This window comes from Streptomyces sp. NBC_01520 (assembly GCF_045040375.1).
In the GTDB taxonomy this organism is placed as follows: Bacteria; Actinomycetota; Actinomycetes; order Streptomycetales; family Streptomycetaceae; genus Streptomyces.
Genome location: NZ_CP109404.1, coordinates 2,491,221 through 2,504,222, shown reverse-complemented (window position 1 = coordinate 2,504,222; position 13,002 = coordinate 2,491,221). Strand labels below are relative to the sequence as shown.

The following is a 13,002-nucleotide window of genomic DNA, read 5'->3' as shown; positions in this document are numbered from 1 at the left end:
GGCCGTACAGGTTGGGTGAGTTGTGAGACTGACCTGGGCCCGTACGGCCTGCATCCATCCTGCCCTGTCCGGGGTCTCCCGCACACATTTCGGCGAGTTGCTCGAAGAACTCGCCCCGCGCTGGGCGGCGGCCCGCGAGTCGGCTCTGCACAAGATGCGGGGCGGAGTGCGCAAGCGGGCCGAGGGGGCCGGGCGCAAGCAGCGCCTCGTGTTCACCGACCGGCTCGCGGCCACCCTGGTCCACCGGCGACTCGGGTTGCCGCACGCCGCGCTGGCCGAACTGTTCGACGTGGACCGCTCCACCGTCTCCGCCGCGATCCGCGAGGTGCGGCCCCTGCTCGCCGCTCGGGGCTTCGCCGTCCCCGACCACCCCGGCCTGCGCATCCGCACCCTGGACGACCTGTTCGCCTACGCCGAGGCCGAAGGCGTCGACATCCGGCTCGACGGCACAGAGGTCCAGGTCAGACGCCCTCGCGCGGGTCGTCCCGGCCGTAAGGCGTTCATCTCGGGCAAGAAGAAGCAGAACACGATCAAGACCACCACCTTCAGCGACCACCAGGGCCGCACTCTGTTCTCCGGTGTGGTCCGCCCGGGCCGAATGCACGACCAGACCGCCGTGCGGAGCGAGGGCATCGCCGAGCAGTTCCGTCTGCACCCGGACGTGCGGGCCGAGGTCGACTCCGGCTACCAGGGCCTGGCCAAGGAGTTTCCGTCCCAGGTCAGCGCCCCGCCGAAGAAACCGGCCGAGGACGCTCCCGACGGCGACAAGCGTGCCTGGCGCGAGGCACGGCGGCGGCAGTCATCGGCCCGCATCGTGGTGGAGCACACCAACGCCGAGTACAAGCAGTGGCACCCGCTCCAGCGATACACCGGACGCCGCGAGGGCTACGAGCAGACCCACCTCGCCATCGTCGGCCTGGTCTCCGACCGTGCCGCCCGACGAGCTACTCGCCGCCCCACGAGCACCGAACTCGTGCCCGTCCGCGCGACAGCCTGCTGATCACCCACCAGCCAGACCGCCAGGCCAGCACGGCTCGATCTCAATTTCCCCCAACGTCGTAAGCAAACTACCCCCCGGTGCCATTGCGCCCCATATCTCACCCTTGGCAGAACCTACGCCTCAGACGCACCGCCTGCGGCGACATCACCCGGATTCGTCCACTGACCCGCCAGGCGGCGGCTGCCCGGTTTTGGCGCAGCGCAATAGCGGCTGTCGGCTCTCCGGCTGGCAGCGGACCAGATCCAGCAGCTCTCCTGAGTCCCTCTGCTACTTGCGTCGCCGGGAAGCCAAACTGATACGCTCCCGGCTCCTCGTGCCCAGTCGATACGGAGTGTGACTGCGTCGAACTGGGGGCGAGACGGTGTCGGAGTCGGCAGCATGCACTACGGATGAGTCGCGCGATGGGCTGGCTTGCAGCAGACTCGCCCGGCGGATCTACTCTCATACGGGCGCGGGCAGTGCCCTGTAGCCGTGCGGTACGTACCGCACCGCAGTGCCGTTGACAGGGATCGAGCCGGATGCAACGGGATCCAGCAGGATGCGAATGTCCCCCTCTGTGGCGTTTCCGCAGGTGAGAGGCATCACGCTTTTGGGTTCGAGTCCCACCCGCCCCACCAGTTCCATCCTGCGGAAACGTTCTGACCTGCGGAAACGTGGCTTTCGCGGCTGTTTTCCGTGCCGTATTAGCCGCGCGCCGTGCGGTACTGAACCGCTGTCGCATTGTGGCAGCGTGATCAGGAGCGTCTGACCTGGCTTTTTGTGGCGATCGCCTGAAAGGGCGTTGTGTAGCGGTCCCACGGCCGTTGGGGAGACGCTCGGGCTCACCGTGATCCAGGAGCGCTTCAGGGCCGGCGTGCAACCAGACGGGGAATACCTTGTCCGCCTGAACCGTGAGGAGGGGCGCGGCTGACGTGGTGCTCCGTGAAGGCCCTCGTGTCTCGCCCCGCCTCCAGCTGCTCCCCGGCGAACGCCCGTACCCCCGGCGGCACGTCGGCCGGCACGAGGAACGTCGGCACGGCCCTGACCGGCGCTGGGGGCCACCGCCAGTGCGTTCGGCAGCTGCTGACGGGTGAGATCCGTGCAGTAGGCGTGTGCCGGGCTGCTGCCGCCACGATTGCGCGAGTGGCCCCGCGGCAAAGGCGTCGAACCCGGTGTCCTCAACGAGTGCCATTGCCAGGTCAGGCTCTCGCGTGCTGTCGGCCGCGACGGGAGCGAGATGCGGTCCGCACCTCCCGCCGGCTTGATCCTGTGCGCGAACGACTCGGTGCGATCGAGTGCCACGCCTTGACGATTGGCCGGCCCAGTTGCTTGGCAGCCCACACGCTCTCGGCCTGTCCGGCCTCGATCGCCGTGATTCCGTTGTCCCGCGTGGTCTCGTCGCCGGACGTCGCAGGCTGCGCTGCTCGCAGTTTGTCCAGCTGGGAGCTCTGCTCGGCCGTGCTCCTCGCGATGGCTGCGGCCAGTTCCCTCGCCTCGTCGGCCTGGCCATGGGTCTGCTCGCCGGCGCAGAGCAACCGGGACTGCGTGAAGCCGGCGCGCAGCGCGTCGGAGAGAATCCGGTCGAACGCCTGACCGTTCGTGGCTGCCGCCTTTTCGAGGGTGGCGAGGCTCACCATGCCCGGCATGTTGTGCCCCTCGTGGGGGTGGGTATCGGGGACGCCTGAGAGACGCAGCACCGCGCGCAGTCGGCGGAGGTCTCCGCGCAGTGTCGATCCGGTCTTCGCCGCCAGCTTGGCCAGGCTCGGGTCCGCCGTGCGGGAGGGAGCCAGATCGGTCAGGAGTTGTGCGCGCTCGGTCATGGGGATCATCAACAGGATCCAAGCGGTGTCGGTAGCGTTGAAGGCCGGTCCCGGCGACGCGCCGGCCGTCGGCTGCGAGGTGCAGCCGACGGCCAGCAGCGCCACCACCATGGCGCATGCCGACCACAGGGTCAGAATGTGCCGGCGGAGTTGCACTTGGCCTTCTGGGTGATGCAGTCCTTCACGCGGTGCCCGAGACCGGCGTTGTCCCAGGCGTTGAAGAAGTCGCCGTGGATGGACGACGCCATGCCCGATGCCAGCCGGAAGCCCGCGGTGCTGCCGCTGGTCGGATAGCTGACGACGAAGGAGAGGTTGGGGATGGCGACAGGGTAGGCGCCGCTGCACTTGCCGTCGTAGGTGGTCGCCACGTGCGACGTGTGGTCGGGACTGTCGAGGTTCTTGCCGTCCCAGCAGTCGGGGAAGACGAGTTGGTGGGTGAGATGGGCCTGCGGGGCGCAGCGCGGCCAGTTGCCGTCGGCGCTGCGGCCGATCTCACCGCCCTCGCCGGCGCACCAGTACTGGCCCGGCGAGCCCGCCGGGGTGGGCGTCTGGGTCTTGGCGTTGCCCGCGATCATGCGGAACCCCTGCGGGAAGGGCACGGTCGCCGAGGGGTCGACGAGCCGGGAACCGTAGTACACGATCATGCCCTCGGCTTCGACGGCCTTGTCGCCTTCGTACAGGGTCGGGATCCAGTACGCCGAGAGGTCGTTGGCAGGGGTGCAACTGGTGGGTGTGTTGGTCAGCAGCGACTGGGGCGTGGAGAACGCGTCGGTGCTCTTGTTGCCGAAGAAGCTGTGCATGTGGGACGCACCGGGCAGGCCCGGCAGGACGATGGGGTCGTCCGGCTTGGAGTGACTGTAGGAGCAGGTGGCGTTGAACTCCGGGACACGGACAATACCGGCGGGCACCGCGGCGGGCGTCATCGCACGGAACTGCGCCAACTGGGCGTCCCACTTGGCCTGGTCGATGGGGACCCATCCGGCCGCCGGGCTGTCGTCCGCGCCGACGAAGGAGAACCAGTTGATGTTGACGAAGTCACCGGTCGCCGTGCTGCGCAGCACGGCGAACACCGTCTGTGAACCGGTGGGATGGGTGGTGACGTCGGTGGCCTGGGTCGCCCAGGTCTGCCAACCACCGGTCGGGGAGACCGGTATGACGGCGAGCAGTGGTCCGGTCAGGCTACCGGTCCGGAATTCCACCGTGCCCGAGCCGACGGCAGACGCGATCCGGGCCGACACCGTCAGCCGGCCGGCCGCGCCGAGGTCGACGCTGTCGAAGCGCATCCAGTCGCCGTTGGCGAGAAACGCGGCGTTCTGCCCGCCCCCGGTGTCCCCGGTCGCCTCCGAGGCGACACCCGACTGGGCTGCGTAGGACTCGGCCTGGACGGTGACCGTCGCGGCCTGGGCCTGCTGGGTCGACACGGCCAAGCTCAGGGCGGCTACCAGTACGACCGCCAGAGTGCTCACCAACAGTGTGTACAGATGAACGGGATATCTGCGCATTTCACTTCCTTACGGGCATCAGGGGTGACAGGTCTGCTCGCCGAAGTACAGCGATGGGAGAGCGGGAGGCGGACAGCGGCGTTTGCCCGCAAGGGGATTCGAGTGTCTCGAACCGTCGCCCACAGGGGGCGGGCGGAGCCGCCCGGGACCTTCGCGGTCACCGGGCGGCCAGGAGTTACTGGTAGACCCGCACGTGGTCGACGAGCATCTTGGCGGGGAAGGGGGTGTCGGCGTCTGTCGGACCCGGCCAGTCACCTCCGACCGCCAGGTTGAGGATCAGGTAGTGAGGGTGGTCGAAGATCCACGGTCCGCGTGTCTGCTCCACCTGTTCTTTGTCGAGAGTCAGAACGGTCCGGCCGTCCAGGCTGTAGGTGATGCCCTTGCTGTTCCAGTCGGCGACCCAGGTGTGGAAGTCGTCGGAGAAGTCGGCGTTCCCGGGCAGTGTGTACGGCGCGCCGATTCCACCCCCGCCGTTGTAGGCGGGCGCGTGGACGGTCGAGTACGCGGTTTTCACGTCCTTGCCGAGGATTTCCATGATGTCGATCTCGCCGTTGTACGGCCACGGCCGGCCCGTCAGGAAGTCGCCGCCCATCATCCAGAAGGCGGGCCACAGACCGTTGCCCTTGGGCACCTTGATGCGTGCTTCGACGCGCCCGTAGGTGAACTGGAACGTCGCGCCGGTGTTCATCCGCGCCGAGGTGTACTGACAGGTGGTGCTGCCGCTCAGCGGGTCACGCGGGCACGACGATCCGGCCGTGACCTCCTTGCGTGCTTCCATCACCAGGTGTCCCGCCCCGTCCAGCGCGGCGTTGCGGTGGTCGGTGTAGTTCTCCAGCTCGTTGTTCGGCCCGGTGCCCGGGTCGGCCCTCCACTTCGCGGAGTCGGGTTTGCCGCCTGCGGCGCCGTCGAACTCGTCACTCCACACCAGCCGCGGCGGGTTCGCGGGCTCACTCGGCAGCGGCGGAGCCTGTATCGGATCGCCGCCGGTGCCATACACCTGGAACTCCCACAGTGAGTATCCGTAAGGCGTGGCGCGCTGCGTCCCGTACATGCGCACATGGCGGCCGGTGCCGGAGACGGCCAGCGTCTGCTTGAAGCCCGTGCCGGACGTCGTCGAATAGATCGGTGTCCAGTCGGCCCCATTCGACGAGACCTGGATCTGGAAGGACTTGGCGTAGGCGGGATCCCACTGCAGGACGACCTTGTCGATCTGCGCCGGCGCACCGAGATCGACGGAGATCCAGCCTGGATCGGTCCATCCCGTGGTGGAGCTTGTGGACCAGCGGGAGGCCGGATCCCGGTCGAAGGCCCTGGCCGGCGTGCACTCCCAGCAGTTCTGGTCACTCTGGGAAGAGGAAGCCGCGCCCGGCCTGCCGTACGAGAGCAGCCTGGCGGCGTCACCGCCGGGACCGCCGGCGGTGCCGTACACCTGGAACTCCCACAGCGAGTATCCGTAAGCGGTGGCGCGCTGCGTCCCGTACATGCGCACATAGCGGCCGGTGCCGGAAACGGCCAGGTTCTGGGTGCCGCCCGTGCCCGCGGTTGTCTGGTGGACGACGGTCCACCTCTCCGCATCGCTCGATACCTCGATCCTGAACGCGGTGCCGTGCGCGGCTTCCCAGTTGAGGACGACCCGGCTGATCCCGGTACTCGCCCCGAGGTCGATCTGAATCCACTGCGGGTCGGCGAAGGCGCTGGACCAGCGCGTCCCGGGGTCGCCGTCGACGGCGCTACGAGCGCTGAAGGGCCCCTCGGTACTCGATGAGGTGGCGGGCTTTCCCTGAGAGAGCAGCACCTCCGCCGCCTGCGCGGAAGGGGGAGGGAGAGCGATGAAAGCGAGCAGTGCGGCCGCGAGGGCCAAAAATAAGCTAAAGCGACGCAGCGGCGCTTGCATGGGCGACTCCTCAAGTGGGGGAGGTCAGGGAGCGCTCCCTGAAAGGGAGGATGGAGGGACTGGTAAAGGCTGTCAAGGTCTCTTTCACCTCGAAAAAACAGCGATGTAACACGTACGACGCATGCAGGGAGCGGTCTCTCATGACCTACGCGGCGCGCCGACAGCCGCAGGGGTGGCGCTGAGGGAGACGCCTTACCGGGCACGCTCATGTCGCCCCGGCCTGCGGATACGCTGCTCGCATCGCCATGACGCAGAGCCGGAGGTCGCCCTGATGAGAAAACCCGCCCCGCGCACGAACCCGGGCGGCGGCACAGGGGACGGACAGGTATGAAACGCCCCACTCTCGATGTGGTAGCCGCCCGAGCGGGCGTGTCCAAATCGAGCGTCTCCCGGGTCATCAACGGCGAGACGACGGTCGCCCCGCAGATCCGAGACGTCGTCATGCGCGCCGTGAACGAACTGGGCTACGTGCCCAACGGCGCGGCACGCAATCTCGTCACCCGCCGCACGGACACCCTCGCCGTGGTGGTGTCCGACCCGCCTCAAGGAGTCGTCTCCGACGACCCCCTCTTCTCCGCCGTGGTCCGCGCCGTCAGCAGGGAGCTCGAGACGGCGGGCAAACGGCTCGTGCTCATGCTCGCGGAATCGGACCGGAGCCGGACCAGAGTCGTGCAGTACATCGCCGGCGGGCATGTGGACGGCGTGCTCCTGGTCGCCCTGCACGGGACGGATCCGCTGCCGGCCGCACTGGCCCGGCAGGGCCTGCCTGTCGTGTCCTTCAACCGCACCTCCGCACAGGACGTCCCGTACGTCGCGCTGGACAACGCCGGTGGAGCGGCGCTGGCCGTGAGTCATCTCCTGGAGCGCGGCCGGCGCCGGATCGCCACCATCACCGGGCCGCTCGAACTGTACGAGGCGCGGGAGCGCCTCGATGGCTACCGTCAGACGCTGCGTGACACCGGCCGTCGCTCCATCGTGGCACTGGGCGACTTCACCAGAGCCTCCGGCGCCGAAGCCATGCGGCAGCTCCTGGAGGACGATCCCGACCTCGATGCGGTGTTCGCAGCCAACGACCTGATGGCGATAGGAGCCCTGCGCACCCTCCATCAAGCGGGCCGGCGTGTCCCCGAAGACGTGGCGGTCATCGGCTTCGACGACATAGAAGCCGCGTCCTACACCAGTCCCGCGCTCACCTCGGTGTGCAGCCCGATGGCCGACCAGGCGACCGCCGCCGTCCACCTGCTCCTCGGTCTGATCGACGGCGGCCCCACACGGCCGGTGATCATGCCGAACGAACTCGTCGTGCGCGAGTCGACCTGATTTCCCGTCAAGGGCCCGTATTCCCTCCTCCGGGGTGAGCGCGCGGGGGTGCCAGCGCCGTGCCGCGGGCCGGCCGGGGCGAGGCTCTGGCGGTGGGATCGGCCTGCCGCTCGGTTACGGGCAGATCGACGAGCCGCTGACCGCGGACCAGTTGGCCGACGCCGTGCCCAGCCCGCGCGACCCGCGCTCCACCCGCGCCCTGGAGGTGGCCCGGGAGGGCTGGACCTTGCGCGACGTGCTCGCCCACGGCGTCATCGACTACCACCCGGTCGTGGCCGGTACCGCCACCGACGTGGCCGACCACATGCAGCAGTGGTTCGAGGCCGGGGCCTGTGATGGCTTCTCGCTGGCCATCGACGGCTACCACGACGGTGTCGACGCCTTCGTCGACCAGGTCGTTCCCCTCCTGCAGGAACGCGGCCTGTTTCACCTCGACTACGCAGGCCCCACGCTGCGCGACCATATCCTCGCCCGCGAGCAGTATGGTCTCGACCCGCGCGTCACGGAAGCGGCGACCCGGTGATGTCCACGAGCGCTTCTCTGCGATCCGGCGCCGCGGCGCAGCAGGCGTTCCGCGAGGTCATGGCCGCCGCGGCGTCTCCGGTCGCCGTGGTCACGGCACTGGACGGCAGCCGCCCGCACGGCACCACGGTCAGCGCCTTCGCGTCCCTGTCCCTGACGCCGCCCATGGTGCTGGTGTCGTTGGACGAACGCTCGCATCCGCTGGCGGTCATCCGGCGCAGCGGCCGCTTCGGCCTCAACGTCCTCGGCGCGCATCAGGCCGATCTGGCCTCCGTGTTCGCACGCTCGGGCCCCGACAAATTCGACGGGATCGGCTGGTCACCGAGCGAGGAACTGCCGCGGCTGCCGGATGCCGCCGCATGGGTCGCCGCCGAGGTGGCCGACAGCATCGACGCCGGGGACCACACCATTCTGCTCGCCCGCGTCATGGCCGCTGAGCCGGGCGAGGGATCCTTGCGGCCGCTCACGTATCACCGGCGCTCCTTCGGCACCCACACACCATTGATCCGGTAACCCTGCGGCACATCGAGGAAGCGAAAGCGGGCCTTGATCACGGGCCCGCAGTACGAGACGGCCTGCACGTCCTGCTCCACCCGGCACGTGGCACTGCAAGCAATGAACCGAAACCGCCCGGACCGCCCGGTCCCGGGCACACATGAAGGAAGCAAGGAGCAACGATGCCGACGCTGGGAATCATCGGAAGCGGCAACATCGGATCCGCGGTCGCACGGCTGGCGGTAGCTGCGGACATCGACGTGGTGATCGCCAACTCACGCGGTCCCCAGAGCCTCACCGACCTCATTGAGGAACTGGGGCCGCGCGCCACGGCCGGCACCATCGAGGAGGCCGCCCGGGCCGGGGAAGCGACCCTGCTCAGCATTCCCCTGACCGCGTACCGCGACCTGCCCGCCGGCCTGCTGACGGGCAGGACCGTGCTGGACACCGGCAACTACTACCCGTACCGCGACGGCCGGATCACCGAACTCGACACCGAGGAGGTGACCACGGCGGAGCTGGAGCAGCAGCTCCTGCCCGGCGCGCTGCTGGTCAAGGCTTTCAACAACATCCTGGCTCACCACATCCCCCAGCTGGCCCGGCCAGCCGGGGCTCCAAACCGCAGTGCCCTGCCCATCGCCGGCAACGACCCCGGTGCGAAGGCCCGGGCGGCAGAACTGATCGGTCGGCTCGGCTTCGACACGGTGGATGCCGGAACCCTGGACGAAAGCTGGCGCTTCGAGCCCGAGGCCGGCGCTTACACCCGTATCTACCTGGCAGATCCCGACATGCCGGCCGAGCATATGCTCCAGGCCCCCGCGGCTCCGCTGGCCGCCGACAAGCTGCGCGACGCGCTGCGGACGGCCCAGCGGGTGAACGTGGCCGCTCGCACCTTCTGACAGGACTCTTCCCGGCAGCGCCGCAACCCCGTGCGCTGCCCGCGGACCTTGGCTCCGGCGTCGGTCGACGCCGGGGCCAAGGCATTGGAGGTGGGCGGGGCGTGTACCGCTCGACGACCGACCGTAAGTCCGGGTACGGCGCATGCCCCGGGGGCTCACATGAACAGGACCCGGTTCAGGCGGACGCCGTACTCCGCGTCGGGGTTGGTCGTGGCGTCCCCGACCCTTTCCTGGATCGCAGCGACGGCCAGGTCGCGCCGCCTGGGCAGGCGCTCGGCTACCGCTGCCGCCAGCGCCCCCGGCATCTCCTCATGGGTGAGGTCCGTGCAGTAGCACGGCGCCCCGGGTTGCTGGCGCCAGGAGTCCGCGAGCGTCCCGGTGTCGAAGGCGTCGAACCCGGTGTCCTCGACCAGCGCCATGGCCACCCGACGGTCCCAGTCACGGTCGGCGGCGACGGGGATGACGATGCGGTCCGGGCTTCCCGCGGGCCTGCCCTTGGCCGCGAACGAATGGGAACCGACCGCGTTCCACGCCTTAGCGATCGGCTGCCCCAGCTGCTCGGCGACCCACAGGCTCTCCACCTGACCGGCGTCGATGGCCTCGATCCGGCTGTCACGCGCCGGGTAGTAGTTCGATGTGTCGATGACGACGGTATCTGCCGGCACATCCGCGATCAGCGGCGTGACCTGCGGAAGACGGTTCAGGGGAATCGAGAGGATCACGACGTCGACGTCCTCCGCGGCTTCTTCCGCCGTGACGGCCCGGCCGCCCGCGGACAGCACATCGGCCTCGATCGAGTGCGGGCCGCGCGAGTTGGCCACTTTCACCTGGTGTCCTGCCGCGGCCAGCTGATGGGTCAGGGTCTTCCCGATGTTCCTACGCCCAGAATTCCGATCTTCATGTTTCTTCTCCTTGCTCTCTGACTGCGATTACGCAGGGCCTTCGCCGCTCTCGGGGGTTGTTTCCGTCGCGGGCTTTTCCCACCCGGTGCGCATGAGGGAAACGAGCGCGTCGGGCGACGACTCGTCGGCCATGGCGGCGCTGCGTGCCCAGGCGGTGGCCAGAGTGCTGAGGAACAGGTCGCGTCCCCGCACCCAGGGCTGGGCCCCGCCGTCGCGCTGGGCCGCGTGTAGGAAATCCTCGGTGGTCGTGACGAAGCCCTGACAGGTGATCGCTAGAGGGGACGTGCCTTCGGTCAGCGCGGCCCGCAGGGGGTCGGGCAGGCCGTCGAAGGCGGTCACCCATTCGCCCAGCGCCTGAAGCCACTGCGCCAGCGCGGCGCGGGAGTCGGTCACCTCGCGCTGGATGGCGTCGCGACGGGCCTCCAGCTCTTCGTCGCGGGCCTGCAGCAAGGCAGCCAGCAGCGCCTCGCGGTTGGGGAAGTGCCGGTAGAGCGTGCCCGGGCCCACACCGGCCCGCTTGGCGATGGCGTCCATGGAGCCGGTGATGCCCTGCTCGGCGAAGAACTCCTCCGCGACCTCAAGGATGTGCGTGCGGTTGCGCTGCTTGTCCGTCCGCTGCCGACGCTCGCCGGTGGTTGCCTCACCCATGTCCGTGCACCTCTCGTTGACAATGTGGAGACACTCTCCGTATCGTCGCTCACGAAACGGAGACTATCTCCTTATCGGTTCCGATGCTACCGCTGGCCTCGGCAAGCATCCGCAACTCCCAGGGCAGTCCGGCGCGGCACACAGGCCTTCCGCATCGACGGCCACTGGGACCCGGCCGCCGCCCAGGGCGGCAGACCCCGACGCGACGGCTCCCCGGCGATCCTGACCAGCCCCGGAACGTACAGCCGGACACCACCGGCGTGCACCGACGGCATGGACGAACCCACGCGGCCCTGCGCACACCCTCGCCAGCAACAGCAACAGCAACAGCAACAGCAACACGGAAGAGATCACATGTCCCCCGACGAGACTCCGGTGCAGGCCGCCACGGACGCACCACCATCGACCCGCCACGACGGCAAACTGGCCTCCGGAGACGTTCTCGTCATCGGGATCCTGATGGTCTCCGCGTTCACCGTCCTGCTGAACGAGATGCTGCTGGGAGTCGCGCTCCCCACCCTGATCAGCGATCTCGGCATCACTCCCACCACGGGACAGTGGCTCACGACGGGTTATCTGCTGACCCTGGCGATCCTCATCCCGGCCACCGGCTTCCTGCTGCGGAGGTTCAACCTCCGCACGATCTTCATCGGCTCACTGTCCCTGTTCACCCTGGGCACGGCGATCGCCGCCGTCGCCCCGGGATTCGGTGTGTTGTTCACCGGCCGCATCATCCAGGCGGTCGGCACGGCCGCCCTCGTGCCCCTTTTGATGACCACGACGATGCGCCTGGTTCCCCCGCTTCGCCGAGGCCGGACGATGGCGCTGGTCACCGGTCTGACGGCGGTGGCACCCGCGGTCGGCCCGGCGGTGTCCGGCGTAGTGATCTCCCAGCTCAGCTGGCGGTGGCTGTTCATTCTGGTCCTACCCGTCGTCCTGGCCGCGCTGGCACTGGGAGCCGCCAAACTGCGCAACATCACCAGCCCCGAGCAGGTCAGGCTGGATGCACTGTCCCTCGTCCTGTCCGCCGTCGGGTTCGGTGCCCTCGTCTACGGCCTGTCCACGATCGGCGAGTCTGTCTCCGGCCACGCACCAGTCCCGCCTTACATCCCCATCGTCATCGGGCTCCTCGCCCTCGCCGTCTTCGTCCGCCGGCAGACCGTGCTCCAGCGCAACGACAATGCGTTCCTCGACATGAGGGTCTTCCGCACCCGCTCGTTCACCGTGCCGCTGCTGGTCATGCTCGTCGTCGCGCTGGTCGGTTTCGGCACCACGATGGTCCTGCCCCTGGTCCTCACCAACGTCGCCGGCCTGACGACGTTCCAGATCGGCCTCTTCCTGGTCCCCGGCGGAGCCTTGATCGCTCTCGTCTCGGCCCTCGGCGGCCGCGTCTACGACCGCTACGGGCCGCGGCCCCTGGCCATCCCCGGATCGGTCATCTGGACGGGTGCCCTGTGGTTCCTGAGCCGAGCGGACGAGAACACCGGTGTCGCCGCGCTCCTGGCCGCCTACCTCGTCCTGTCGGCTTCGCAGGCCCTCATGTGGGCTCCGATGACGACGGCCGCACTGTCCTCCCTGCGCACCGAGTTGTACCCGCACGGCACCGCGGCGTTCAACACCGTCCAGCAGTTGGCCGGCGGCGCAGGCGGCGCCGTCCTGATCTCGGCCTACACCATCGGCTCCCACGCGAAAGATGCGGGAGCACTGGATTTGGCCCAGTCCGTCTCGGCGTCACAAGCCGCCTTCGCCACCGCGGCAGCCATCGGCTGCCTCGCAATCATCGGCACCCTCTTCGTCCGCAAGGCCACGGCCGCCCTGCAACCGCCGGCCCCTCACACCCCGGGAAAGTACACCGTCTAGCCCTGGGACCTGGGCCAGGGTAGTGCGAAAAGAGCGGGCGCCTCGGCGTAGAGGAGCGGGGAAATGGCGGTCTACGGGGACATGGCCCGCGCGCTCATTCGGGCTGCGCTCGACGCCCTGGAGTGAACCTCCGCAATTTTTCGCAATTCTGTTGTGGAACG

At 68.8% G+C, this 13,002-nt stretch carries 11 protein-coding genes; 6 read left to right on the top strand and 5 right to left on the bottom strand.

The features are described 5' to 3' along the window. Positions 1–22 precede the first annotated feature (22 nt). On the top strand, positions 23–1,000 hold the full coding sequence (locus OG524_RS11405; RefSeq protein ID WP_405810076.1) for a transposase family protein: 978 nt from the start codon (positions 23–25) through the stop codon (positions 998–1,000). 1,178 nt (positions 1,001–2,178) lie between these two features. Here OG524_RS11405 and OG524_RS11400 read toward each other — a convergent pair. The 3 genes from OG524_RS11400 to OG524_RS11390 all read right to left on the bottom strand — a co-directional run bounded on the left by OG524_RS11400 (position 2,179) and on the right by OG524_RS11390 (position 6,195). Further along, the gene (locus tag OG524_RS11400) at positions 2,179–2,910 is read right to left on the bottom strand and encodes a DUF305 domain-containing protein (RefSeq protein ID WP_405810074.1); all 732 of its coding nucleotides are present in this window, start codon (positions 2,908–2,910) and stop codon (positions 2,179–2,181) included. 20 nt (positions 2,911–2,930) lie between these two features. After that, positions 2,931–4,265 carry a DUF1996 domain-containing protein gene (locus tag OG524_RS11395; RefSeq protein ID WP_405810072.1) on the bottom strand — a complete coding sequence of 445 codons (1,335 nt, stop codon included), beginning with the start codon at positions 4,263–4,265 and terminating at the stop codon, positions 2,931–2,933. A gap of 211 nt (positions 4,266–4,476) precedes the next feature. After that, a complete protein-coding gene (locus tag OG524_RS11390; protein WP_405810070.1) occupies positions 4,477–6,195 on the bottom strand; it encodes a discoidin domain-containing protein in 1,719 nt (572 codons plus the stop codon). A gap of 327 nt (positions 6,196–6,522) precedes the next feature. Between OG524_RS11390 and OG524_RS11385 the strand changes: the two genes are divergently transcribed. From OG524_RS11385 to OG524_RS11370, 4 genes are all read left to right on the top strand, one after another. Then, the gene (locus tag OG524_RS11385) at positions 6,523–7,515 is read left to right on the top strand and encodes a LacI family DNA-binding transcriptional regulator (protein ID WP_405390954.1); all 993 of its coding nucleotides are present in this window, start codon (positions 6,523–6,525) and stop codon (positions 7,513–7,515) included. Between the two features lie 34 nt (positions 7,516–7,549). Beyond that, entirely contained in the window at positions 7,550–8,038 is a 489-nt protein-coding gene (locus OG524_RS11380) for a hypothetical protein (protein WP_405810068.1), read from the top strand. Continuing rightward, positions 8,038–8,550: a flavin reductase family protein gene (locus OG524_RS11375; RefSeq protein ID WP_405390956.1), complete on the top strand. Its 513-nt coding sequence runs from the start codon at positions 8,038–8,040 to the stop codon at positions 8,548–8,550. Before OG524_RS11380 ends, OG524_RS11375 begins: the two co-directional genes overlap by 1 nt. A gap of 164 nt (positions 8,551–8,714) precedes the next feature. After that, positions 8,715–9,431, top strand: a complete 717-nt coding sequence (locus OG524_RS11370; protein WP_405810066.1) for an NADPH-dependent F420 reductase — start codon at positions 8,715–8,717, stop codon at positions 9,429–9,431. Positions 9,432–9,586: 155 nt separating this feature from the next. Here the strand turns inward: OG524_RS11370 and OG524_RS11365 are convergent, their stop codons facing one another. Further along, positions 9,587–10,258 carry an NADPH-dependent F420 reductase gene (locus tag OG524_RS11365; protein ID WP_405810064.1) on the bottom strand — a complete coding sequence of 224 codons (672 nt, stop codon included), beginning with the start codon at positions 10,256–10,258 and terminating at the stop codon, positions 9,587–9,589. Between the two features lie 102 nt (positions 10,259–10,360). Next, positions 10,361–10,981 (bottom strand): TetR/AcrR family transcriptional regulator, encoded by a 621-nt coding sequence (locus OG524_RS11360; RefSeq protein ID WP_405390959.1) that lies wholly within the window; start codon positions 10,979–10,981, stop codon positions 10,361–10,363. A gap of 354 nt (positions 10,982–11,335) precedes the next feature. Between OG524_RS11360 and OG524_RS11355 the strand changes: the two genes are divergently transcribed. Then, entirely contained in the window at positions 11,336–12,841 is a 1,506-nt protein-coding gene (locus OG524_RS11355) for a DHA2 family efflux MFS transporter permease subunit (RefSeq protein WP_405810062.1), read from the top strand. Positions 12,842–13,002 lie beyond the last annotated feature (161 nt).

Bases quoted from the DNA above. Each gene is read 5' to 3' on its own strand.
- OG524_RS11400 (WP_405810074.1), bottom strand. From the start codon at position 2,910: ATGGTGGTGGCGCTGCTGGCCGTCGGCTGCACCTCGCAGCCGACGGCC.
- OG524_RS11355 (WP_405810062.1), top strand. From the start codon at position 11,336: ATGTCCCCCGACGAGACTCCGGTGCAGGCCGCCACGGACGCACCACCA.
- OG524_RS11370 (WP_405810066.1), top strand. From the start codon at position 8,715: ATGCCGACGCTGGGAATCATCGGAAGCGGCAACATCGGATCCGCGGTC.
- OG524_RS11375 (WP_405390956.1), top strand. From the start codon at position 8,038: ATGTCCACGAGCGCTTCTCTGCGATCCGGCGCCGCGGCGCAGCAGGCG.
- OG524_RS11360 (WP_405390959.1), bottom strand. From the start codon at position 10,981: ATGGGTGAGGCAACCACCGGCGAGCGTCGGCAGCGGACGGACAAGCAG.
- OG524_RS11385 (WP_405390954.1), top strand. From the start codon at position 6,523: ATGAAACGCCCCACTCTCGATGTGGTAGCCGCCCGAGCGGGCGTGTCC.
- OG524_RS11390 (WP_405810070.1), bottom strand. From the start codon at position 6,195: ATGCAAGCGCCGCTGCGTCGCTTTAGCTTATTTTTGGCCCTCGCGGCC.